At 66.2% G+C, this 21,822-nt stretch carries 25 protein-coding genes and 3 pseudogenes; 14 read left to right on the plus strand and 14 right to left on the minus strand.

Features of this window, described 5'->3' with window-relative positions; genetic code table 11:
• Window positions 1-8 precede the first annotated feature (8 nt).
• The gene (locus ABEA33_RS04825) at window positions 9-320 is read left to right on the plus strand and encodes a fumarylacetoacetate hydrolase family protein (RefSeq protein WP_345525477.1); all 312 of its coding nucleotides are present in this window, start codon (window positions 9-11) and stop codon (window positions 318-320) included.
• Between the two features lie 154 nt (window positions 321-474).
• A pseudogene (locus tag ABEA33_RS04830) lies at window positions 475-1,489 on the plus strand (IS256 family transposase); the annotation flags it as partial.
• Window positions 1,490-1,632: 143 nt separating this feature from the next.
• On the opposite strand, the gene ABEA33_RS04835 reads toward ABEA33_RS04830, so the two are convergent.
• Window positions 1,633-1,785 (minus strand): hypothetical protein, encoded by a 153-nt coding sequence (locus ABEA33_RS04835; protein WP_345525478.1) that lies wholly within the window; start codon window positions 1,783-1,785, stop codon window positions 1,633-1,635.
• Here ABEA33_RS04835 and ABEA33_RS04840 point away from each other — a divergent pair.
• Window positions 1,748-2,002 (plus strand): annotated as a pseudogene (locus ABEA33_RS04840) (transposase); the annotation flags it as partial. The gene ABEA33_RS04835 and the pseudogene ABEA33_RS04840 sit on opposite strands and share 38 nt — an antisense overlap.
• 329 nt (window positions 2,003-2,331) lie before the next feature.
• On the opposite strand, the gene ABEA33_RS04845 reads toward ABEA33_RS04840, so the two are convergent.
• The 5 genes from ABEA33_RS04845 to ABEA33_RS27385 form a co-directional block, all read right to left on the minus strand.
• Window positions 2,332-2,928, minus strand: coding sequence for a maleylpyruvate isomerase family mycothiol-dependent enzyme (locus ABEA33_RS04845; RefSeq protein ID WP_345525479.1), 597 nt, complete (start codon window positions 2,926-2,928; stop codon window positions 2,332-2,334).
• A 32-nt stretch (window positions 2,929-2,960) separates the two neighbouring features.
• On the minus strand, window positions 2,961-3,782 hold the full coding sequence (locus ABEA33_RS04850) for a fumarylacetoacetate hydrolase family protein (RefSeq protein ID WP_345525480.1): 822 nt from the start codon (window positions 3,780-3,782) through the stop codon (window positions 2,961-2,963).
• Between the two features lies 1 nt (window position 3,783).
• A complete protein-coding gene (locus ABEA33_RS04855; protein ID WP_345525481.1) occupies window positions 3,784-4,920 on the minus strand; it encodes a cupin domain-containing protein in 1,137 nt (378 codons plus the stop codon).
• An 84-nt stretch (window positions 4,921-5,004) separates the two neighbouring features.
• On the minus strand, window positions 5,005-5,835 hold the full coding sequence (locus ABEA33_RS04860) for an alpha/beta fold hydrolase (protein ID WP_345525482.1): 831 nt from the start codon (window positions 5,833-5,835) through the stop codon (window positions 5,005-5,007).
• A gap of 15 nt (window positions 5,836-5,850) precedes the next feature.
• Entirely contained in the window at window positions 5,851-6,174 is a 324-nt protein-coding gene (locus tag ABEA33_RS27385) for a zinc-binding dehydrogenase (protein ID WP_425577326.1), read from the minus strand.
• Window positions 6,175-6,734: 560 nt separating this feature from the next.
• Here ABEA33_RS27385 and ABEA33_RS04865 point away from each other — a divergent pair.
• From ABEA33_RS04865 to ABEA33_RS04875, 3 genes are all read left to right on the plus strand, one after another.
• Entirely contained in the window at window positions 6,735-7,508 is a 774-nt protein-coding gene (locus ABEA33_RS04865; protein WP_345525483.1) for an enoyl-CoA hydratase/isomerase family protein, read from the plus strand.
• Window positions 7,509-7,607: 99 nt separating this feature from the next.
• The gene (locus ABEA33_RS04870; RefSeq protein WP_345525484.1) at window positions 7,608-8,534 is read left to right on the plus strand and encodes a sugar phosphate isomerase/epimerase family protein; all 927 of its coding nucleotides are present in this window, start codon (window positions 7,608-7,610) and stop codon (window positions 8,532-8,534) included.
• A gap of 2 nt (window positions 8,535-8,536) precedes the next feature.
• Window positions 8,537-8,914, plus strand: coding sequence for an iron-sulfur cluster assembly protein (locus ABEA33_RS04875; RefSeq protein ID WP_345525485.1), 378 nt, complete (start codon window positions 8,537-8,539; stop codon window positions 8,912-8,914).
• Window positions 8,915-8,996: 82 nt separating this feature from the next.
• On the opposite strand, the gene ABEA33_RS04880 is transcribed toward ABEA33_RS04875, so the two are convergent.
• The 6 genes from ABEA33_RS04880 to ABEA33_RS04905 all read right to left on the minus strand — a co-directional run bounded on the left by ABEA33_RS04880 (window position 8,997) and on the right by ABEA33_RS04905 (window position 15,103).
• Window positions 8,997-10,208, minus strand: coding sequence for a cytochrome P450 (locus ABEA33_RS04880; protein WP_345525486.1), 1,212 nt, complete (start codon window positions 10,206-10,208; stop codon window positions 8,997-8,999).
• A 154-nt stretch (window positions 10,209-10,362) separates the two neighbouring features.
• Window positions 10,363-11,238, minus strand: a complete 876-nt coding sequence (locus tag ABEA33_RS04885) for an alpha/beta fold hydrolase (protein ID WP_345525487.1) — start codon at window positions 11,236-11,238, stop codon at window positions 10,363-10,365.
• Between the two features lie 91 nt (window positions 11,239-11,329).
• Entirely contained in the window at window positions 11,330-12,412 is a 1,083-nt protein-coding gene (locus ABEA33_RS04890) for an amidohydrolase family protein (RefSeq protein ID WP_345525489.1), read from the minus strand.
• A gap of 82 nt (window positions 12,413-12,494) precedes the next feature.
• A complete protein-coding gene (locus ABEA33_RS04895) occupies window positions 12,495-13,256 on the minus strand; it encodes an SDR family NAD(P)-dependent oxidoreductase (RefSeq protein ID WP_345525490.1) in 762 nt (253 codons plus the stop codon).
• 111 nt (window positions 13,257-13,367) lie between these two features.
• Complete coding sequence (locus ABEA33_RS04900) at window positions 13,368-14,114, minus strand: SDR family NAD(P)-dependent oxidoreductase (protein WP_345525491.1); 747 nt, start codon at window positions 14,112-14,114, stop codon at window positions 13,368-13,370.
• A gap of 185 nt (window positions 14,115-14,299) precedes the next feature.
• Window positions 14,300-15,103 (minus strand): IclR family transcriptional regulator, encoded by an 804-nt coding sequence (locus tag ABEA33_RS04905; protein ID WP_345525492.1) that lies wholly within the window; start codon window positions 15,101-15,103, stop codon window positions 14,300-14,302.
• Window positions 15,104-15,328: 225 nt separating this feature from the next.
• On the opposite strand from ABEA33_RS04905, the gene ABEA33_RS04910 reads away from it, so the two are divergent.
• The 4 genes and pseudogenes from ABEA33_RS04910 to ABEA33_RS04925 all read left to right on the plus strand — a co-directional run.
• On the plus strand, window positions 15,329-16,585 hold the full coding sequence (locus tag ABEA33_RS04910) for a flavin-dependent oxidoreductase (protein WP_345525493.1): 1,257 nt from the start codon (window positions 15,329-15,331) through the stop codon (window positions 16,583-16,585).
• 10 nt (window positions 16,586-16,595) lie between these two features.
• The gene (locus ABEA33_RS04915; RefSeq protein ID WP_345525495.1) at window positions 16,596-16,742 is read left to right on the plus strand and encodes a DUF1059 domain-containing protein; all 147 of its coding nucleotides are present in this window, start codon (window positions 16,596-16,598) and stop codon (window positions 16,740-16,742) included.
• A 165-nt stretch (window positions 16,743-16,907) separates the two neighbouring features.
• Entirely contained in the window at window positions 16,908-17,273 is a 366-nt protein-coding gene (locus ABEA33_RS04920) for a 3-hydroxyacyl-CoA dehydrogenase NAD-binding domain-containing protein (RefSeq protein WP_345525497.1), read from the plus strand.
• Window positions 17,261-17,539, plus strand: a pseudogene (locus ABEA33_RS04925) (acyl-CoA dehydrogenase family protein); the annotation flags it as partial. The gene ABEA33_RS04920 and the pseudogene ABEA33_RS04925, both read left to right, overlap by 13 nt.
• Before the next feature lie 79 nt (window positions 17,540-17,618).
• On the opposite strand, the gene ABEA33_RS04930 reads toward ABEA33_RS04925, so the two are convergent.
• Both ABEA33_RS04930 and ABEA33_RS04935 read right to left on the minus strand, forming a co-directional pair.
• Window positions 17,619-17,846, minus strand: coding sequence for a cupin domain-containing protein (locus tag ABEA33_RS04930; RefSeq protein WP_345525499.1), 228 nt, complete (start codon window positions 17,844-17,846; stop codon window positions 17,619-17,621).
• Window position 17,847: 1 nt separating this feature from the next.
• Window positions 17,848-18,006 carry a cupin domain-containing protein gene (locus ABEA33_RS04935; protein ID WP_345525500.1) on the minus strand — a complete coding sequence of 53 codons (159 nt, stop codon included), beginning with the start codon at window positions 18,004-18,006 and terminating at the stop codon, window positions 17,848-17,850.
• A gap of 323 nt (window positions 18,007-18,329) precedes the next feature.
• On the opposite strand from ABEA33_RS04935, the gene ABEA33_RS04940 reads away from it, so the two are divergent.
• The 4 genes from ABEA33_RS04940 (at window position 18,330) to ABEA33_RS04955 (ending at window position 21,757) form a co-directional block, all read left to right on the plus strand.
• Complete coding sequence (locus ABEA33_RS04940; RefSeq protein ID WP_345525629.1) at window positions 18,330-19,166, plus strand: ABC transporter ATP-binding protein; 837 nt, start codon at window positions 18,330-18,332, stop codon at window positions 19,164-19,166.
• 20 nt (window positions 19,167-19,186) lie between these two features.
• Complete coding sequence (locus ABEA33_RS04945; protein WP_345525502.1) at window positions 19,187-19,948, plus strand: ABC transporter permease; 762 nt, start codon at window positions 19,187-19,189, stop codon at window positions 19,946-19,948.
• Complete coding sequence (locus tag ABEA33_RS04950; RefSeq protein ID WP_345525504.1) at window positions 19,945-20,700, plus strand: ABC transporter permease; 756 nt, start codon at window positions 19,945-19,947, stop codon at window positions 20,698-20,700. The genes ABEA33_RS04945 and ABEA33_RS04950 overlap by 4 nt, the downstream gene beginning before the upstream one ends.
• A 67-nt stretch (window positions 20,701-20,767) precedes the next feature.
• Window positions 20,768-21,757 (plus strand): ABC transporter substrate-binding protein, encoded by a 990-nt coding sequence (locus ABEA33_RS04955; protein ID WP_345525506.1) that lies wholly within the window; start codon window positions 20,768-20,770, stop codon window positions 21,755-21,757.
• The last annotated feature ends 65 nt before the right edge of the window (window positions 21,758-21,822 follow it).

Raw genomic sequence — 21,822 nt, forward strand, 5'->3', positions numbered from 1 at the left:
GCCAGCAGATGGAGATCGAGATCCGCAAGCCTGCTGGGCTCCGCGCCGATGTCCCTCGACGACGTGAACCTGTCGACGTCACCATGACCATGCGAGTGAACGACACGGAGGTGTCGTCAGGGATCGGGACAGCGTGTCTGGGCGACCCTCTCCTCGCCCTCTCGTGGTTAGCTCGGACGAGTCTGGAACTGGGTCAGCCGTTGCGAGCCGGAGACGTCGTCCTATCAGGTGCCCTGGGTCCGGTGGCTCCGGTCGTCGAGGGCGACTTGGTTGTCGCGGAGATCGAAGGCCTCGGAGTCGTCCGCTGCGCGTTCGCCTGAGACGCGACGCCTCAACTAGGGGCGTGCAGTCCTGAGTTGCGTCCAGCAGAGTGGTCTACGACGCGGTGACCCTCAGCTACTTGTAGACGTGGGTGCGGTCACCGCGTGATTCTTCGAGAGATCTTCTACAACCCACTCGAAGAAGGGCACCACGATGACCGCGAAATCCAGTATCGACCCTGCCGAGTTCCTGCACGAGCACTTGTCCCAGGCCAGCCCAGATCTGCTGCGTGAGTTGATGCAGGGGTTCGTCAACACGCTGCTCTCCGCCGATGCCGACAGCGTCTGCGGCGCCTATGGCGTCCGGGATGCGGCGAGGACCAACAGTCGCAACGGTTACCGCCACCGCGACCTCGACACCCGGGTCGGCACCCTCGACGTCGCGGTCCCCAAGCTGGGCGAGGGATCGTACTTCCCCGAGTGGTTGCGCGAGCGCCGCCGCCGGGCAGAGGCAGCGCTGACCAGCGTGGTCGCGACCTGCTACCTGCTCGGGATCTCGACCCGGGGTCTCGACCCGGCGTCTCGACTCGACGGATGGACCGGCTGGTGCGAAGCGTCGGGATCACCGGTCTGTCGAAGTCGCAGGTCTCGGTGATGGCCCGCGAGCTCGACGAGCTCGTTCGTGACTTCCGGGAACGCCCGCTGGACGAGAGGCCGTACACGTTCGTCGCAGCCGACGCACTCACGATGAAGGTCCGCGAAGGCGGGCGGGTCATCAAGATCGCGGTCATGGTCGCCACCGGCGTCAACGCCGACGGGTTCCGCGAGATCCTCGGCGTCGCCACCTCCACGAGTGAGTCCGGGGCGGGCTGGAACACCAACTTCTGCGGACCTGGTCGCCCGCGGCCTGAACGGTGTCACGCTGGTGACCTCCGATGCCCATGCCGGCCTGGTCGACGCGATCGGGGCGAACCTGCTCGGTGCCAGCTGGCAACGCTGCCGCACCCCACTACACGTTCAACCTGATGTCGCTGTGTCCCAGGCACGCCTGGGGCGGCGTCAAAGCGATGCTGCACAGCGTCTTCGACCAGATCGACGCCGACGCGGTGCACGCCCAGTACGACAAGCTGCTGGACCGAATCGAGACCTCCCTGCCCGAAGTCCATGACCACCTCGACGCGGCCCGCGCAGACGTCCTCGCGTTCACCGCGTTCCCCAAAGCGGTCTGGCGCCCGCCGCGGACGACGCTGTTGCCTCGCCTTCATCCCTTGATGAAACCGCGCTTCCCAGCCCGAGCACGCCCGGGGAAGCGCGGGTTCGCCTTCATCCCTTGATGAAGCCCCCCGCAGAGCAAGCCGATCCAGCTCTCCCCTCAGGCGCCGTACACCGGCTCCGGAGCAGGGCCGGCGGCGAGCAGCTCCCGCAGGGCCGGCCCGACCTCGGCCGCCTCCCACCGCCGGCCGAGGTCGAGCGCGGGTCCGTGGCGCCAGCCGATCTGGTCGAACAACCCCAACGAACGCCTCAACCGCGAGATCCGCCGGCGCACCGACGTTGTTGGAATCTTCCCCGACCGCGGCTCGATCATCCGGCTCGTCGGCGCCGTCCTGGCCGAGCAACACGACGAATGGGCCGACGGACGCCGCTACCTCGGTCTCGACGTCCTCGCCAAGAGCCGCCTGACCCTGATCACCACCGAGACCGACCAGGAGGCCAACACCGACATCGGCGCGATCAGCGCCTAACCAGACCACGACGAATCACGATGACGTCGTACACCACCTGCTGAGACTTGACCGGGCGCTCAGAGCACGAGGGCACGGTCATCGCTCGGCGCCAGAGCCGGATACGAGCCGCTCTTTACCCCGGCACACGAACGTGCGGTCGACGTACTGCCGCTCGGTGACCGTCCTGGAGGTACGCCGAGGCACTGCATGGCGGCTTCGGCCTCGTAGACCTCGTTATCTCGGTGGCCACCGTCCGACGGAAGGAGCGGGGCGAGGCACTCTGGAGGGCGGCGATGTCCGCGTAGGTGGCTAGGTAGCGCGGGGGTCTCCCGGTCGTGTGGGCCTCTTCAGAGCCAGGGACCGAGCGAGGGCGTCCCAGTCAGGCCATGCGGGCGTCCGGCGAGCCAAGCGGCGACATCAGGCAGCGGTCCGTCGGGAAGGGCGGACGACTCCAGACCCCGCTTCGCGCAAATGTCCTCGACCAGGGCGGCAAGGAGATCGGGCGGCAGGTCGGCGAAGGTGATTCCTAGGTCGAGGTCGACGGCGTGGATCCAGACCTCTCGGGTGCGCATCCAGGGGATCTCCGTCGCGAGCACGGTGCGCCCCTGCGCTGTTAGCACCTTGGCCTGCCGCTGTTCTTTGGTCAGGGCTGCGGCGGCGTCCGCGAGCTCGTGGGCCGACCTGGTCAGCCACTGTGACAGCTCGGCAGCATTCATCTGGGGGCCGCGGAGGATCCCTGCTGCACGTTCCTCGGGCGAGGCATACATCGGGGTCACCTGGCCGGTCGCTGCCCACTCGACCAGGTTGCCAAGCGCGTCGGCGTTGGCGGCCACGTGAGCAATCAGATTCTTCCGGGTCCAGCCAGGCAGGAGCGTCGGGGCGTCGTAGTCCTCGTCCGCGAGTCCCTCGATGGTCTTGAGGAGGAGTCGGGTTCCCTGCTCCATCCAGTCTCGTGAATCGCCTGGAGTGCGCGACATCACGCCTCCTTCACCACCTGGTTCGTGCACGCGCCGAGGCCCTCGATCTCGGTCACGACGGCCTCGCCGCCAACGAGGTAGACCTTCGGGTCGCGGGCGTGGCCAACGCCAGCAGGTGTGCCGGTGGCGATCAGGTCGCCGGGCCGGAGGGTGATCATCGTGGAGATGTACTCGACCAGGAACACCGGATCGAAGAGCAGCGTCCCGGTGTTGTCCTGCTGCATCACCTGTCCATCGACGGTTGTCTTCACCTCGAGCGCCGGACGGACGCCGCCGACATCCTCGGGGGTCGTCACGAACGGGCCGACCGGGGTAGAGGAGTCCCAGATCTTCCCCTGCGTCCACTCGATCGTCCGGAACTGCCAGTCGCGCACCGAGACGTCGTTCATGACGGTGAACCCCGCGATGGCCGCCTCGGCGTCGGCGCCCCGCGCGTGCCGTACCTCCTTGCCGATCACGATGACCAGCTCGACCTCCCAGTCCAGGGCGTCGGTCTCGGCCGGCTTGACGATCGGGTCGTTCGCGCCGAGGAGAGTATCGGCGAACTTCGGGAACAGCGTCGGGTACGACGGCAGCTCCCGGCCCATCTCCTGAATGTGGTTCTTGTAGTTGTGGCCGACGCAGATTATCTTCGACGGGTTCGGCACGACCGGAGCGAAGTCCGCGGCCTCCAGCGCATAAGTCCCTGCGTCGGCCGGGGCGGTGGGGGAGCCGGCGGCGAGCCAGGCGCGGAGGTCGTCGTACCCGAGGTCGACGAGGGTGTCGCCGTCCAGCTTCACGGCGCGCGTGGTGCCGTCGATGCGGATGGTGGCGAGCTTCATGTCAGGCGTCCTTCTGGGTGCGGTCGAGGCGGAGCGCCTCGAAGACAGGGGAGTCGGAGAAGCGGAAGAGGTCGAGTGCGCCGGAGTCGGAGTCGGACATCCCTGCCTCGGACCTGGCTGAGAACGGCTGCCACGACGGGACGACGAACAGGTCGCCGCGCGTCACCGACCAGGTCTCGTCACCGACGGTGACGGTGCCGGCGCCGTCGAAGACCTGGTAGACCGAAGAGCCGGTCTCGCGGACCGGGGTGGTCTCCGCGCCGCGGGCGATGCGGTGGAACTCCGCGCGGACCGTCGGGAGAACGTCGGAGCCGTCGACCGGGTTCGAGAAGCGGACGGCGGCGTGGCCTGGCTCGACGGTGCCGGGGTGGCCCGCCCTCTCGAGCTCGAGCTGGTCGGTCAGGGCGCGGTCGGTGTACTCCCACTTGTAGGCGAGCAGTGGCGAACCGGGGGCGGTGTGCGCGACGCCGACAGGGCGCAGGCCCGGGTGTGCCCAGAGCTGCTCGGAGCGGGACCGCTCGGGCGTGATCCGCTCGGCGTCGCTGATCTCCTCGCGACCGAACTCAAAGAACTGCGCCTCGTTCGCGTACTGGAACGGGATGTCCAGGCCGTCAATCCATGCCATCGGCTCCGAGGTCGCGTTGTGGTGCGCGTGCCAGTTCCAGCCCGCCTGGGGGAGGAAGTCGCCGCGGTTCATCGGTACGGCGTCACCGCCGACGACCGTCCACACGCCCGAACCCTCGACGACGAAGCGGAAGGCATGCTGGGTATGCCGGTGCTCGGGCGCGTCCTCGCCGGGCATCAGGTATTGGATGGCCGCCCACAGCGTCGGGGTGGCAAAGGGCCGGCCGACGAGTGTGGGGTTGGCGAGCGCGATCGCACGGCGCTCGCCACCGCGTCCTACCGGGACGAGGTCACCTGCCTGCTCGGCAAGGCGCAGGAGATTCTCCCAACGCCAGATGTGGGGCACGGCGCGTGACCGCGGCTGGGCGGGCATGAGGTCGCCGATCTCGGTCCACAGGGGGACCAAGAGCTCCTGCTCGAAGCCGCGGTAGAGCTCCTGAAGGGCTGGCGTCACGTCCGGCTGGTCGGCTGCGCTGACCGCCTTCAACTGGATCGGGGAGTCGTGTGTGGTCATGGTTACCAACCATGCCGCGCTGGGGCGCTCACGTTCATGCTGCGGTCATGCATTCCCCGATGCAGAACACGCGACCGCGGTTCGCTACCTCAGAAAGTCGAGGACGAGGCTGTTGAACTCGCTGGCGCGTTCGATGTTCAGCAGGTGGCCGGCCCCTTGGAGTACGACGACCTCAGAGGTCGGGATGCGGTTGAGCACCTCGTGGTAGCCGGGTTCGCGCAGCTTGTCTTCACTGCCTGCCATGGCCAGCGTGGGGTAGGGGATCTTCTCGTAGGCGATCGTATCGGGTTGTCCGAACTGCTCACGTGGGGGGAGCACCGGGGACTTGAATCGGGCCGCGGCAACCGCCTCCCAAGCCCCGGGGGCGTTGCTTGCAGCAACGCGGCGAGCAATGTAGTCCTCGTCGTCGTACCACCGTGCGTCGGAGAAGTTGGCCTCAAGGATCTCCCGCATTGCGTTCGGCGTGCCGTCATAGGTCAGGCCCTTGCGCCGCTCCTCGTTGTCGGGGACGAATCCGCCACCGCTGGCTATTGCCATGCGCCGAACAGGGAAACGGCACCTGCCGGAGGCGGCCTCGCGGAGGAGTGTCGTCGCGCCCATGGACACGCCGACGAAGTCGGCCTCGTCGATGGCGATCGTGTCGAGGAACGCTGCCATGTGACGGACCATGCGATCCGAGCCGGAAACGAAGTCGCGTAGCTTGTCGGTCTGGCCGAAACCGAGCCAGTCGGGTGCGATGACGCGGTGCTTGGTCGCGAGCGCCGCGGTGTTGTGCTCCCAGCAGATCTCGGCGCAGCCTCCGAACTCGCCCGAGTGCAGCAGCACGATCGGGGGGCCGTCGCCGGCGTCCAGGTAGTGGGTGCGGATTCCGCCCACGTTGACGAACCGGCTGTAGACGGGCACGGGGTTGGGCATTGGGGTCTCCTTGCCTCAGTGGGGGGCGATAGGTTCGCGGGGCGTTGGGTGAGAAGGGACGTTGGGGTCGGGCGCTCCGGTGTCGCCGACCGTGAGGACGGCCTTGCCCACAAGGGATCCCGACTGCATTGCGGCGAATGCCTCACGGGCCTGGGAGATCGGTACCTGGCGATCAACGTGCGGTCTCAGGCCAGTGGCGTCGAGGAGTCGCAGGAGCTCTTGGAGCTCTGTATGCGGTTGAGAATGGCAGTCGGATTCGCCCCCGAGGTTGCGCCAGAGATGACGATCGTGCCACCTGGTCGCAGCGAGCGCACGGAGTGGGCCAGGTCGCCTCGCCAACCGTCTCGATCACGAGGTCGACCGGCTCGGGGAGGCGTTGACCGGGGAGAAATGAGGCATGGGCACCGAATTCCAGCGCGGACGGGCCTTGGCCTCGGTTCTCGCGGCGGCCCAGACACGACAACCGGTAGCACGGGCGAGCGCGATGGATGCTGATGCGCCCTCCCGTTGCGCCCTGGATGAGCACGGTCTGGCCGGGCTTGGCACGGCCATTGACGAAGAGCATGCGGTACGCGGTCAGCCACGCGGTGGGGAGCATGCAGCCTCCGCGAACGACAGGCCGTCCGGCTTCGGGACCAGATTGCGTTGGGGAGCGACCCGCTGAGTGGATCGTTGGGGTCGATGGACACCGCGGAGACTGCCTGCACCGATTCCCACCTCCTGAGTGGCTGCGGTTGGGACTCTAGGGGCGCGGGCGAGTGGCCGACCCGGACGGAGCACATGTTCCGCAGGGAGAAACCTCCACGACACCACTACCGGGTTCGGTGCGTCGCGTCCTAGCCTCGCGAGGACCGCTGAGGCCGGAGGACGGAGCATTGATGTCGCAGTCAAGGATCACGGTGGCGGACGATGAGTTCGCCGGAGCGCGGCGGGTTGCGGTGCTCACCCTCGATCGTCCCCCTGTCAATGCGATCGATGGACCCACCAAAGACCAGCTGATCGCGGTTGCCCGTGATCTGGCGGTGCAGCCTGATCTCGGTGCCGTGGTGATCACCGGTGCGCGGCATTTCGCGGCCGGCGACGACATCCGGGAGATGGCTGGAACTGACCGGGGCTTCGCTGTGCGCGGGCTGGAGCGAATCTCCGAGGCAGTCAGTGCGATCGCGTCGATCCCGGTGCCGGTCGTGGCTGCGGTGACTGGCTACGCACTGGGAGGTGGGTGCGAGTTGGCGCTGGCGGCGGACTTTCGCGTGAGCGCGATCGACGCGACCTGGGGCCTGCCCGAGATTCACCTCGGGCTCATCCCGGGGGGCGGCGGGACCCAGCGTCTGCCGCGGTTGATCGGCACGTCGCGTGCGAAGCGCATGATCTACTTCGGCGACACGCTCACCGGGCAGCAGGCAGTTGAGTGGGGGTTGGTCGATGAGGCGGTCCCGACCGCGGAGGTCGTGGACACGGCGCTGACGCTCGCGAGGGCGCTGGCTGCGAGAGCACCGATTGCGTTGCGCGCCGCCAAGCAGGCTGTCGATGTCGGGCTCGAAGGTCCTCTAGAGGCCGGCCTGCGACTGGAGGATGCGCTGTTCGCGTCGGTGTTCTCGACAGAGGACGCCGAGGCGGGGCTGACTTCGTTCGTGACCGACGGCCCGCGGCGGGCGGTCTTCGGTGGCCGCTGACGTGACCCGATGATTCCGTACGGAGGAATCGGGGTGTCGGGCAGCGCTGGTCCTCGACCAGGTGGATAGCGTCAGTGTCTAGCCAGATCGGAGGATCCAATGACGCCGCTTCAGCCACGAGTGTTCCCGGACGTCGATGCGCCGCAGTTTGCCATGTGCTCGTACTCCACCCCCCACAATTCGATCTACGAGGACGTCGAGCAGTCCGCGACAGTCGGAGCGGCAGCCGTGGGCCTGTGGGAAGGCAAGTTCGTCGAGGGGGAGGACGAGAAGCTCCTCGAGTGGATGGCGTCGCACAACATCGCGACCAGCACCGCCGTCCCGGAGCGCCACTCGATCCTCGGCATTCCGTTCGACCTGCCGGGTACGCCGAAGGATCCCGCACAGCGCACCGACCTCATCTGCCGCAGCGTTGAACGCCTCGCGAAGTTCAAGCCTGCGGTCATCGCCGTCGCGCCAGGCACTTCTGGCAGTGCGGAGAATCCCGCTGGCCCGGTCGAGGCTCTGGTTCCGAATCTCCGCAGGATTGCCGATGTCGCCGAGGCCAACGACGTGCTCATCGGATTCGAACTTCTCGCCCAGCGACGCGGCAATCCCGTCTATGAATTGCCGATGATCGTCGAGGTGATCGACCAGGTCGGCAGCCCCAATGTCGGCGTCATGTTCGACGTCTTTCACAGCTGGCCCGAGCCTGACCTGCTGGAGCGGATCCACACGTACGCGTCCTACATCAACAGCGTGCAGGTGTGCGACGCCCGGGTCGAGGAGCGCAGCGGGTTCGATCGCGAGCTGCCCGGCCGGGGCCGCGCGACGGCGGGCCCCATCATCGAGGCGCTCCTGGACGCCGGCTATCGCAGCTACTGGGAGATGGAGGTTTTCTCCGACGACGGGTCCTACGGCAACGACTACCCCGACTCCTACTGGAAGATGCCGCACGTGGACTTCATCCGGGAGACGAAGGCAGAGTTCGAGCGCGTGTACTTCGATGCACTCGGTCGGCTCCGCGCCCAGGGAAAGCTGGCTTGAGCATGATGTTCGAGTTGGATCCCGCCGGCCCGCCCGAGACGAGTGCCTTCGACCCTGAGATCGCCGGTGCCCTGCGGCGCATCGTCGATCCCTGCAGCATCGCCACCGGTGTCCCGATCAACCTCATTGACATGGGGCTTGTCCTGGACGCCTCCCGTGATGGCCGTACGGCGCGGATCAAGTTGCAACTGACCAGCAACCTCTGCATGCAGCTGGGGAACATCGAGGCCAAGATCTACGAGGAGGTCGGAGCGCTGACCGAGATCGACGATGTCGCGGTCGCGGTCGACTATGAAGCGGAATGGCTCCCCTCCATGGTCGCGCGAGGAGCCGATGCAGCGCTCCGCGAGCGCCGGCCGTTTCCTCTCACCGTTCTGTGAGGAAGAGGTCGACACAGGGCCCGTCCAAGGTGGACGGGCCCTCTTCGCATCTCCGGTATGCGCGCAGAGCGCGCTGCCAGGCTCAGGCGGGGGTGATCCGGATCGGGATCGAGTTCCAGCCGCGCAGCGTGTTGTTGATGTACGGCTCGGATGGGCCGAGGCGCTCGAGAGACTTGACTCGGCGGGCGAACGTGCTTAGCAGGACGTCGGCCTCGAGCCGCGCGATCGGCGCACCGACGCACGCGTGAATGCCGCGACCGAGGGCCAGATGACCGCTAGCGTCGCGATTGATGTCGTAGTCGTCAGCGGTCGGACCCCAGCGGTCGGGGTCGTGGTTGGCCGCGCCGAGGACGAGCATGATCTTCTGCTCTTCCCGTACCGGGATTCCCTCGATCTCGAGATCACGCGCCGGCGTGCGCCAGATCTGGCGGACCGGGGCTCCGCAACGCATCCCTTCCTCGAAGGCGAACTTCCCCAGCTGGGGCGTCTCGTGGAGCAGGGCGTATTGGACGGGGTTGTCGAGGAGGAGGTTGAAAGTGAGACCGAGGGCGTAGATGGTGGTGTCGACGCCGGCGCCGACCAGCGACCGGGTCATCAGTCCCGCCTCTTCCTCGCTGAGGAGGCCCTGATCGACGCCCTCCCATAGCTTCGCACCGAAGCTTCCAGGGGCGACGTTCTCTCGCTGGGTGCTCTCGGTGACCCAGGCGAGTGCTCCTTGGACGTTGTCAACGCTGTCGATCACCTGCTGGGCCCGCGGCGTCTTGGGGCCCATGGACTCGAACAGCCAGATGCTGTACCGCAGAAGGTTCTCTCGGCCGCCGGGCCGGACTCCCATGATGGCATCCGGGATCACGTACATCGGGTATGCCTCGGCAAGGTCGGTGTGTGCGTCGAACTCGCGCATGTCGAGGAGGTTGTCGACAAGCTCATCCGCCTTCCGCTGGAAGTCCTGGCGGAGCCCGCGCAAGTGGCGGGGAGAGATGATGTCGGTCATCACCTTCCGTACCCGGTCGTGGTAGGGCGGGTCGGTCTCCTGCAGGACCCCCGGCTTGCGGAAGGGCTCGTCGCGGGCGAGATCGAGGATTCCGCCGCCGCGGCTGTTGAGGAAGTCGGTGTGATTCTCGAAGATCGCGCGCACCACGGCGTCGCGACCTACCCCGACGATGTCATGTCCCTCGCTCTGCTGGAGCTTCACCACCGGGGCGGCCGCAAGCAGCTGCTGGTGGAAGTCGGTCCCGTCGGAAAGGACCTCCTCGGTGAACGGATCGACGTCGATAGCCGGGATGGCTTGCATGAGATGGTCCTTTCCATGGATCAGGAGACCGGTGTGCTCCACGTCACCTATTTCCTCATTGTTGGCGAGGGTTCGACGGGTGGGACGTGGCGGTTTCCGCAGTCCGGAACACTTGGCCAACTTGGCCAACGAGGAATTCCGGACTGCGGAGGCGTCAGGCGTCGAGCTTCGCGAGGAGGTTGAGGAGCAGGTCGTTGACTTCCTCCGGGCGCTCCTGTGCGATCCAGTGGCCGACTCCTTCCAGCACACGCATGTCGAGGAGGAGCGGAACCCGCTCAGGCTGGCTGTCGATGACACCGTTGTTCTTGAACAGCGCCCATGCGACATCGTCGGTTCCGATGATGAAGGCCGCCGGGACGCGGACTTGCTGGCTGGCCCACGGCGCGAAGGTCTGCCAGTTCGTGTCGATGTTGCGATACCAGTTGAGCGGCCCGCGGAAGCCGGTGCGTTCGAACGTGCTGATGTACGTCGCGAGCTCGTCGTCACCGAGCCAGGCCGGCGCGGCCTTCGGTGGGGTGAAGAGGTCACTGAAGTGCATGCCCTCAGGCACGATGAGGCTCGGTGGTGCACCGAGTTCGGAGCTCCCGCTGAGCCGGTCGAAGATGCCGGGAAGGAAGGTGTGCACCTTCTGGTGCAGGTCGATCTCTTCGGGCTCGGTCTGGAACAGCTTCTGGTAGAACCGCGGCGGTGCCGCGGCCACCGGCGGCGCGGCGCCGCGAGGCTTGTGGGGGATGCTGAGAACGGCCACCCCCCTTACGCGCTCGGGGACGAAGGTAGCCATCGCCCACGCGAGATTGGCGCCCATGTCGTGTCCGACCAGGACCGCCTGCCGTTCTCCGAGCTGGTCCATGAGCGCGGTGATGTCGCCGGCGATGTGGAACTGGCTGTACATGCCGGGGTCTGCGGGGGCATCGGTGTCGCCGTAGCCCCGCATATCCGGTGCGATGGCCCGGTATCCCGCCTCAGAGACAACTGCCATCTGGTGGCGCCACGAGAAGGCGAGGTCGGGAAATCCGTGCATGAAGATCACCAGGGGACCGCTGCCCTGGCTCAGGTAGCTGAGCTTGATTCCGTTGACCTCGGCGGTGGTGCGCTCATGGGGTGCACTCATCGCTTCCTCCTCAGTAGACGAAGTCGCTGAGCGACGTCTGCGAGTACGGGGCTGGGGTCTCGGTGAACTCGGCTCGCATCTGGTCGATCTCGTCGCCCTTGATCGCTTCGAGGCGGGCCTGAAGGTCGATCCCGTGCATGGCAGCGTAGTTCTCCGCAAGGATCTTCTTCTTGGCTTCGCGGTCCAGTGCGGGCACGCCCCATCCGGTCATCCGCTCCTCGGCGAACTCGAACTTCGCGAACCGCTCGAGGTGAGGACGGGGGTGAGTGACCATGCATCCGGTTCCCCACAGGATTCGGTCGTACGCCTTGCGGGTGCGGCCGGCCAAAGTGGCGAGCGCCAACTCGAACGAGCGCGGCTTCGTGGTCAGCATGGTGGCGGTGCTCTCGAGGTTGAGCCACACGTTGCTGAAGCGCGCGATCTGCCAGGCAGACTCGTCGAGGAAGCCCATTCCACCGTGCACGACCTCGAACTGGAGGTCGGGGAAGGCCATGGCGGCGCTATCGATGTCGTCCATCTTGTAGTAGGTGAGCTCAACCGGACCGAGCGGCAAGGCCTTGTGGATGGCGACCACCTTGATCCCCAGACTCTGAGCTTTCTCGAAGAGGGGGAAGGCGATCTCGGGGTCATCCATCTGCCAGCCGAGCATCTGATTGCCGAGCCAGCTGTTGGGATAGAGCTTCAGGCCGGACGGGCCGTCGAGGCGCTCGTACTGCTCGTCCAGTTCGTCCATGGCCTTCTGACCCTGCATCGGGTCGACGCCGGCATAAAGGAAGAACCGCTGCGGCCACCGCTTCTTGATCTCCACGGCCTTGTCGATTCCGCACACTCCGTCGTGGAACGCGCCGATGGGGAGGACGTGGTAGGCGGCGAGGTCGGCGTGGCTCTCGAGGAAGGTCATGGCGACGACGTCCTCCATCGGCCAGTCGCGCTCGTACTTCTCCTGCGGAATGCTGTATCTCGGGCCGAGCGCCTGGTGGTTCGCGCCCGACAGCATTCGCGTGATGTAGCGCGCGTGGGGAGTCTTCTCGTTCTCTGGGGAGAGGTTGTATGGGTGGACGATCGCGTCCACGACCGGCATGCCATCGATCATGGGACCAACCTAGGTCGGCGTGACGGTGGCCACCTGGGAGCCCCTTGCGGATTCCGCAGGGCGAAACCGTGCCCGAATTCTGTCAACTGAACGCTGCGCCGCCGTTGACCATGAGCGTCTGGCCCGTGATGAACCCCGCCTCAGGACTGGCGATGTAGTTCACTGCGTTGGCGATGTCGACCGGCTCGCCCGACCGCTTCACGCCCTGCTTGCCGATCGTCATCTCGAGAAACTCGGGGGTCAGGCTGCCTTGGACCATCGGGGTGGCAGTGACGCCGGGGCTGACGACGTTGGCTGTGATGCCGTCGGGGCCCAGATCGATGGCCACTGCCCGGGTCATTCCGATGAGTCCCATCTTGGAGGCCCGGTAGGCGATAAAGCCCGGCATCGGGTTGACGACCGAACCGGATGCGATGTTGACGATGCGGCCGTACTGGTTGCGGCGCATTAGCGGAACGAGAGCCTTGATGAGTCGGAACGGTCCGTCGAGATTGACGGCGAGAACCTGGTGCCACCGCTCGGGAGTGAGCTCGTCGAATCTGATTGCGTCGTCGATCCCGGCATTGTTCACCAGGATGTCGAGGCGGCCGCACTCGGATTCGATCGCTGCTGCGAGCCGGTCGATGTCAGAGCCGTGGGAGACGTCCAACCTGTGCGACAACCACCGCACGCCTGCCTGGGCGACGAGCGCACCCGTCTGGTCGTCCTCGACCAGGTCCGCGCCGACGACGTCGGCTCCGGCTTGGGCAAGACGCACCGCGATCGCCTGACCGATTCCCTGCGCGCTTCCGGTCACCACCGCGACCTGGCCCGCGAGCGGGCGATGCGCTGGCTCTTGTGCCATCACTGCTCTCCTTCGCTGCTGGTGGGGAAACGTCGCGGCGCGTTGCGCGCTGCGTTGGGAACCCGCGCCGATGTCCCCATCGCCTCGGATCGGCGAGGTCGTGGTCGCTTGTCAGAAGATGCGTGGCGTCGTCTGCGCATTGGTAAGACCTCCGTCAACCGTCAGGACCTGTCCGGTGATGAAGGATGCGAGGGGGGAGACGAGGAATGCGAGCGGACCCGCGACCTCGGAGGGGTCGGCAGCAAAACCGCGGGGGATCTCGGAGTCGACGATGCGCCACTTCTCCTCGCCCAGCGCCTCGACCAGTCGGGGGGTCTTGGTCCAACCCGGGGCGATCGCGTTGACCCGGACGCCTCTCGGGCCCAGCTCCTCGGCCATCGCGTGAACCAGCTGGTGCAGTGCCGCCTTGACGACCCCGTAGGCGCCCTGCCTTGGCACGTGCCTGACGCCGGAGATCGATCCGACGAACGCAACCGCTGAAGGCAGCTGGTCAAACTCCTGGATGATCCTGCAGACGTTGATGGCGTGCCGCAGGTTGACGTCGAGTTGGAACTCCCAGTCGGCGGCAGTCATCTCGGCAAGGGTGCCGATCCAAGCCGTACCGACGATGTCCACGACAGCGGTCGGCGAGCCGCCCAATGCGGCGGTGGCATCGGCGAAGCATCGACGCAGGGCTTCCTCGTCGACCACGTCGCATGCCAGCGCGACGGTGCCGGACTCGCTGGCAACGACATCCGCGATGTGCTGGTCCCGGTCCACGCAGGCCACGGCCGCCCCAAGTTGTGCCAAGGCGTGCACCGTTTGCCTCCCCATGCCGGCGCCACCGCCCAGGACAACGACGCGCTGCCCGTCGAGCATCGCGCGGGCGCGGTAGTCGGGAACGTCCTTCGGTCGAGTCGATGGCACGGTCACGGACGAGGTCACAGTGGCTCCTGAAGACGGGTCGACTGGCAAGTGCGGACGCTAGCCGGGCTCGTCGTCGGCGCCCGGCCAGTCGCGGTGAATTCGCTATCGCGGAATCCGGATGTCGATCATGACCGGAGCTACGAGGCCACGGCCGGCCCGGTGGTCTCGGCGTCACCACCAGGGAGAGGAGCCGGGTCGTCTGACCTCTCTGACATCTCTGCGCGCACGTCGGCAGCGGTGGTGGACAGGGCCTCGACCAGGTCGTTCAGTGAGTATCGGTCGAAACGCGGCGTCGGTACCGCGACGGCGATACCGGCGAATGCCCGATCGAAGGGATCGCGCAGGCACAGTGCCACTGCTGAGATGCCTGCGTCGCTCTCGCCGTGGTTGGTGGCGTAACCGGCTCGGCGGACGGCTCGAACCTTTCGCTCCAATGTCGGAAGTGTCTGCTTGGCCTCCCGAGCGTCCCCGGTGAGCCCCCGTGGGTAGATCGACCGGAGGCTGCTGAGCGGCAACTCAGCCAGGAGTGCGACGCCAATGGCGGTCTTGTGAGCTGGCAGGAGCATGCCGGTGCGGGTGCCGACCCGCAGGACGTGCTGCGACTCGACGCTGTCGATGAACCGTGTTCCGTTCCCTTCGAGGACGGCAATGTGGCAGGTCTCGCCAACGGTGCTGGCCAGGCGCTCGAGATGGGGATGGATGAGGTCCTTGGAGACGCGTGCACCAGTGCGGGGCTGGTTCTTGAACTGCTCGATGGCCGGCCCCACCCGGTAGATCTTCCGCGCGTCCTGGACGACGAATCCACGGGCAAGGAGTGCGGCCAGGATGCGATGGGCAGTGGATCGGGCTACTCCGAGGTGCTCTGCTACCTCGACGACCCTCAAGGTAGGGCGTGAACTCAACAGTTCCAGCACACGCAACGTGTTGTCGACCGACGACATGGTGGTGGGGCCATCGTTCCTCATAATGGAATCAACTATCGCACATCAGTGGCGACGGTCACACTCTGGCTCCTAGTTCGCCCTGTGTCATTCAACGCTGTAGCGCAGGACGGAATTCGAGACGCGTGGGCAGCGCCGGCTGCGGGTCGTGGGCGAAGGTCGGGGACGTGCCCGGTATGGGTTCACCTAGGCAGTGCGTCCAATCGTAGAAGCGGGAGACGGAGAATGGCCCCCAGCAACGAGGTGCTCATCATCGGTGGCGGCATCGGTGGACTCACGCTGGCGCTCCAGCTCGAGCGCGCAGGAATCCCGGCCAGGGTGCTGGAGGCAGTGCCCGATCTCAAGCCCCTAGGTGTGGGGATCAATCTTCTTCCGCACGCGAGCAAGGAACTGTGGGAGCTCGGGCTGCAGGATGCGCTCGCCCCCGTTTCGGTCGAGACTTCCCAGTCGGTCTTCTACAACCGCTTCGGCCAGTTCGTCCATGCGGATCCCGCGGGGCGCAACGCCGGCTTTCCGTGGCCGCAGTACTCCGTCCACCGTGGCGAGCTGCAACTGGCACTCGCGCAGGCCGTGCGAGACCGCCTGGGCGCAGGCAGTCTGGTGCTCGACGCGAAGGTTGTCAGCTATACCGACCATGGAGACCGCGTCAGCGTCCACACGATCGACAGCGCGGGGCACGAGACCACTTATGACGGGGTCGTCGCGATCGCCTGCGACGGCGTTCACTCGACCATCCGCAAGATCCTGCACCCTGATGAGGGTGCCTTGCGCTACTCCGGCTACACGATGTGGCGCGGAACCACGCGGATGAAGCCCTTCCTCGACGGAGCCAGCATGGCACGCGTGGGGTGGCTCGAGACCGGGAAGCTCGTCATCTACCCGATCATCGACTATCCCGACGGCACTCAGTTGATCAACTGGGTCGCCGAGCTCGCGGTCCCTCAGCGCACGGATCGCGACTGGAGCCAGGTGAGCTCCGACGGGGAGTTCCTCGAGCCGTTCCAGGATTGGGCATGGGATTGGCTGGACGTCCCGGCCATGCTGAAGGCCAGCAGTCACGTGTTCGAGTACCCGATGGTCGACCAGGACCCGCTGCCGTTCTGGACCAAGGGCGGCGTGACCCTTCTCGGCGACGCCGCCCATCCGATGGTCCCGCGTGGTTCGAACGGTGCCGGGCAGGCGATCCTGGACACGCGCGCGCTCACCGCCGCGTTGCTCGAGGAGTCCGACCCTCGCGCAGCCCTCGTCCGTTACGAGCGTGGGCGTCTGCCACGCACGGCTGAGGTCGTTGAGCTCAACCGGGTCAATCCCCCCGACGCGCTGCTTCGCGAAGTCTTTGAGCGCACGGGCGACCGCCCGTTCGACGACATCGCCGACGTGATCACAGCCGAAGAGATGCACCGCATGCTGGAGAACTACCGGACCGTGACCGGCGCCACCCTTGGCGCACTCACGGCCGACGCCAGTTCGGCCGGCGCATAGGGGCCATGTCATGAAGACAGTCCTGACTTGTCCGTGCGGCGTCGTGATCAGAGCGGAAGACGACGACGTTCTGGTGGAAGCGGTCCATGAGCACCTGAACGAAGCCCACCCAGGCCGTACCTACACCCGCGACGAGATTCTGTTCATGGCCCTGTAGGGCGCCCTCTCTCGCCTCGCGCCGGGCCGGGCCGCACGTGCCCGTCGATGCGACGGCGGTCTTGACATCAACCCTTCCATCCAGGAGCAAGAACGTGAAGAACATTGGCGTAATCGGTGGCGGCCTGATGGGGCGGGCATCAGCGAGGCGAGCGCCCGGGCCGGGTTGAGCGTCGTTGTCGTCGAGATCACCGACGCCGCGGCCGGCGCGGCCAAGGACAGGACCCGCCAGAGTCTGGACAAGGCGGCGAGCCGCGGGAAGATCACCGAAGAGACGGCGGTGGCGACGCTCCAGCGTATCTCGTTCGCCACTGACCTCGGCATGCTCAAAGACCGCGACTTGGTGGTGGAGGCCGCCTCCGAGCGCGAGGACGTGAAGCTCGACCCCTTCTGGCAGGTCGGAAGGCTGCTGGAGAACGATGAAGCAATCCTTGCCTGTAACACCTCCAGCATCCCGATCGTCAAGCTTGGCGCCGTCTCCGGCCGGGCCGATCGAGTCATGGGGGTGCACTTCTTCATGCGCGCCAGCTGACCTACGCCGCAGCCGCCAAGTCCGAGCGCGGCGACAGCGACCTGACGTTCTTCGGCGCGGTCGCGAAGTGCTTCGCCTCGGACGTCGCGATGGAGGTCACGACCAACGCGGTCCAGGTGCTCGGCGGCTACGGCTACACCCGCGACTACCCGGTCGAGCGAATGATGCGCGACGCCAAGGTCACCCAGATCTACGAGGGCACCAACCAGGTGCAGTGGATCGTTATGGTCCGCCAGCTCCTCGCCGGCGTCCAAGCTCGTGCCTAACGTCCTGGTTGAACCTGTGGGGTGTCAGTGATCCTCTTCGCGAGTCCAGCGGTGTCGGGCGGCCACCTCGGCCCGCAGCTCAGCGCTGGCCTAGCCTGAAGTCAGTCGGTTCGCGCGGAAACCTTCGGTCGGTGAGTTCGCCCAATTCGAGGAAGTAGTCCTCGAAACCACCAGGCACGACCAGGCACAGGAACGTCGCGGAAGTCGACGTGATCTCGAAGGCGTGGCGGGTTGCACGTGGAATGTAGACGAAGGCGGCGCAGCGGCTCTGGTCGGCGACAGGGACGTCCATTCGGCCGTCGAGCACGTTAGAACGCCTCGGCTTCCGTACCGTGCGAGTGCGCGGGGGCCATGGCTCCTCGTGCCCCCGCGATCCCGAGCGTCGTGAATGCGCCGGCAGTGTCCTTGATCCGGGCGAGCACGCCGAACAGCAGGTTGAGGCAATCGACCCGCGGGGCCTCGCCCATGGGGCGGATGTAAGCGGAGTCGCCTCCGGGCAGCGGGCTGTTAGGCAGCCCGTCTCACGTCTCCCTCGCCGTCACCGAACCGCGCTCTCGAGTCGATGTCTTCCGGTCCGTGCGCCGACATTGTTGATAGTCACCCTCGGGACGCTAAGCACACCGGACGAGGACTCAGCGACCGTCGCCGTTAGTTTCCCGTGCCGGAACGCGAGTCGCAGGCGATTCCCGACGCTGAATTCAAGGGACCTCAACCCTGCCATTCGTTCCGCCATAGGGAATCAAGAGGTCGCGGACGAGACTCGCGTCACAAGGACCCTAGATTCCGGCTTATGACCGTGAACAGGGTTGGGGCGCGACCCGAGACGCCAGCGCCTGTCGCCATCTCTACGTCGCGATCGGACTGCTACGTCCTACGTCACGTGAGTGTCACCCTGCCGACCGATAGGGGTCCGCTGGACATCCTCAGGGACATCAACCTGACCGTGCCGGAGGGCGAGATCCTTGGGATCGTCGGTCGGTCGGGGACCGGAAAGACCACCCTGCTCCGGGTGCTCGGCGGCCTCCTTCGGCCGACATCGGGCAGTGCCTCGGTCGATGGATTCGAGATCACCGGGCCACCTGAGCAGGTCGTCACGGTGTTCCAGGACTATGCCGCTGCGCTGCTCCCGTGGCGATCTCTCGAACGCAATGTGGGTCTCCCGCTGGAGGGTCGCATCGGCAAGTCCGAGCGCCAGGACCGAGTCCGAGAGGCGCTCAGCATGGTCGGCCTGGAGTCGCGTGCGAAGGACTACCCGTGGCGGCTCTCCGGAGGAATGCAACAGCGCGTGCAGATCGCCCGCGCGCTTGCCCTTCGGCCACGAGTCCTCCTCATGGACGAGCCGTTCGGAGCTCTGGATGCGATGACTAAGGCGAGCATGCAGGACCAGTTGCTGAGGCTTCAGCGTGACACCCAGGCAACCGTCATCTTCATCACGCATGACATCGAAGAGGCGATCTATCTCAGCGACCGAGTCGCGTTGATCGCCGGTTCTCCCGGGCACGTCCCACTCGAGATCGCGACCGAGCTCGAGCGGCCGCGTGATCAGGTCGAGACCCGAGAGTTGCCCCGTTACCTCGAGGTGCGCCATCAGGTCCACGCCGCGCTCGCTGCGGAGCACAACCAATGAGGACTCTGCGGCAGTGGTCCGTGCGCCTGAATCTCGCGGGCGGGGGCCTCGTTCTGCTGATCGTGCTCGTATGGCAGTTGGCTGTCGCCTGGAAGATCGTCGAGTTCGACTATCTGCCCAAGCCGACCGAGGTGGCGAGCGGATTGGGCGAGATCGTGGGCGACGGATCGCTGGTATCCCAGTTGGGACACACGCTTTACACGGCTGGGATCGCTTCGCTGCTCGCTATCGGAATAGGCGTTGGCCTGGGCACGCTGGTTGGCTTGGTGCGACCGGTCGAAGTGATGACCGGAGCCAGCGTCGACTTCCTGCGCAGCATCCCCGCCGTGTCATTGATGCCGGTCGCACTGCTTCTGCTCGGCCCCGCCGTGGAGTCGGAGGTCGTGGTCGCGGTCTTCGCCGGCGTCTGGCCGATCCTGCTGAGCACCATCGCGGGCGTCCGGACGATCAACCCCCGCCTTCATGAGGTCGGCAAGGTCCTTCATCTTGGACGCCGCGAACGCACGCTCAAGATTGTGATTCCGTCGATCGTCCCGTCCATCCTGGTCGGCGTACGACTCGCCGTCGTGACGTGTCTCGTGGTGGTCATCATCGCCGAGATCATGATCAACCCCGAGGGCATCGGCTGGGCGCTGTCCCAGGCCCAGAAGTCGCTCCGACCGGACCTCCTCTTCGCCTACGCCGTCGTCACCGGCCTTCTCGGCTATCTCATCAATCTTGCTCTGATCGTCGGCGTCCGCGTGATCATGCCTGGCAGCCAAGAGCTGAGGAGGCAAGCATGAAAACCTTCGGTCTCTGGCTACTCGGCCTGGTCCCACTCGCCCTCGGACTGGCCATCTGGCAGATCACGACCACGGAGAGCTCGGTCTCCTTCCCTCCACCGACGACGTGGTGGGATGCCGCACGGGACCTCGTCAACAGCGGCGACTTGTGGCCCGCACTCAAGACCACGATGACCACGTTCCTCGTGTCCATGCTCTTCGTGACCGTGCTCGGAGTTGGCTGCGGTGTCGTGATCGGCTTCCTGCCACCCCTTGAGCGAGCACTGACCCCGCTCATCGACTTCTTCCGCACGCTTCCGCCACCAGTGCTCGTGCCGGTCCTGACGCTGCTCCTGGGAATCACCATGAAAGCGGGCGTGGTCATCGTCGTGCTCAGTGTGATCTGGCCGGTGCTGCTGAACACGATCGGCGCAGTGCACGCAATGCCGGCGACGCGACGCGAGGCCGCTCGCGTGCTCGGCCTCGGGAAGGCGGAGACACTCGCCAAGGTGACGCTCCCGTCACTGCTTCCCGGCATCGTGGTCGGCCTCCGGACCGCCTTGTCCATCGGCCTGGTGGTCACCCTCCTCGTCGACATGATCGGAAGCGGTGGCGGCATCGGTCGCCTGCTTGTCATTCGACAGCAGCTCTTTGAGTCCGCTTCGGTATGGGCCCTGTTGTTCATCATCGGCGTGCTCGGCTACTCGCTCAACCTGATCGTCCAGGGCTCGGCCACGTTCTTGCTGCGCCGCCACCCGTCGGCACAGCACTGACCTCCCGGAGCCAATCGCTTCCGGGACCCGGCGCCGTCATGCGCCCCATCACCAAGGAGTATCTGAAGTGAAGATCTACAAGTTGCTGGCGGTCATCGCCAGCATGCTCCTCGTCGGCACCCTCGCCGCGTGCGGGGGCGACGACGAGGCCGGCGCGGACGGACGAACGAAGATTCGCTTGGCCTTCACCCCAGGTGCGACCACCCTGCCGGTCCACCTGGCCATCACTGAAGGCCTCTTCGAGAAGCACGGTCTCGAGGTCGAGGCGACCGAAGGGCTGGACCTCCCTACCTGGATGGCAGGGCTGGACAAGCAGTGGGATATCGCGATGGAGACCCCCGGCGTCTACCTCGCAGGCGCCAAGCAGCTCGACCTGGTCGTTCTTGCCGGTGGTCAGGTGACGACCGAGGGGTCGCTGGCCGGGAACCCGCTGATCGTTCGCGATCCCTCGATCACCGAAGCGGGAGACCTGGCCGGTAAGCGAGTCGCCGTGGCTACCCTCACCGGCAGCAGTCCGAACGCGGTCAGATTCGTCGTGGAGCAGGCGGGCGAGGACCCCGACTCAGTCGAGCTGGTGCAGGTGCCGTTCGAGTCCATGGGCGACCAGCTCAAGGCAGGCCAGGTCGACGCCGTCGTGTCGTCCATCCCGTTCTCGCTCACGATGCTCCAAGACCCGGAGAACAAGGCCCTCTTCGACGTGCAGGACACCGCCCTGCGGGCTCTCGCGCCGGATCAGGAGGCCATGGCGAGCATCATCTACACGTCGACCCGCAGCTGGGCTGACGAGCACCCGGAAGAAGCCGCTGCGTTCGAGGCCGCGTTGCAGGAGGCGGCAGAGTGGATGGACGACAACAAGGATGCGGCTATCCAGGAACTCTCCGAATGGCTGCAGATCCCGATGGACGTGTTGGAGACCCTGCCGTGGCCCATTCCGATCCAGGCGCACATCACGCAGGCCGAGATGCAGCCGAACCTCGACCTGCTCCTCGCGACCGGTGCCCTCAAGGAGGAGGACGCTCCGGACCTTAGCGATCGCTTCCCGAACGGCGACGATTAGGCCCATCGAGTCGTCCGTACCGCGATGAGCGTGAGGCGCCTGTCCCATCTCGGGACAGGCGCCTC

The sequence above is a fragment of the Nocardioides endophyticus genome, from assembly GCF_039543845.1.
GTDB classification, from domain to species: domain Bacteria; phylum Actinomycetota; class Actinomycetes; order Propionibacteriales; family Nocardioidaceae; genus Nocardioides; species Nocardioides endophyticus.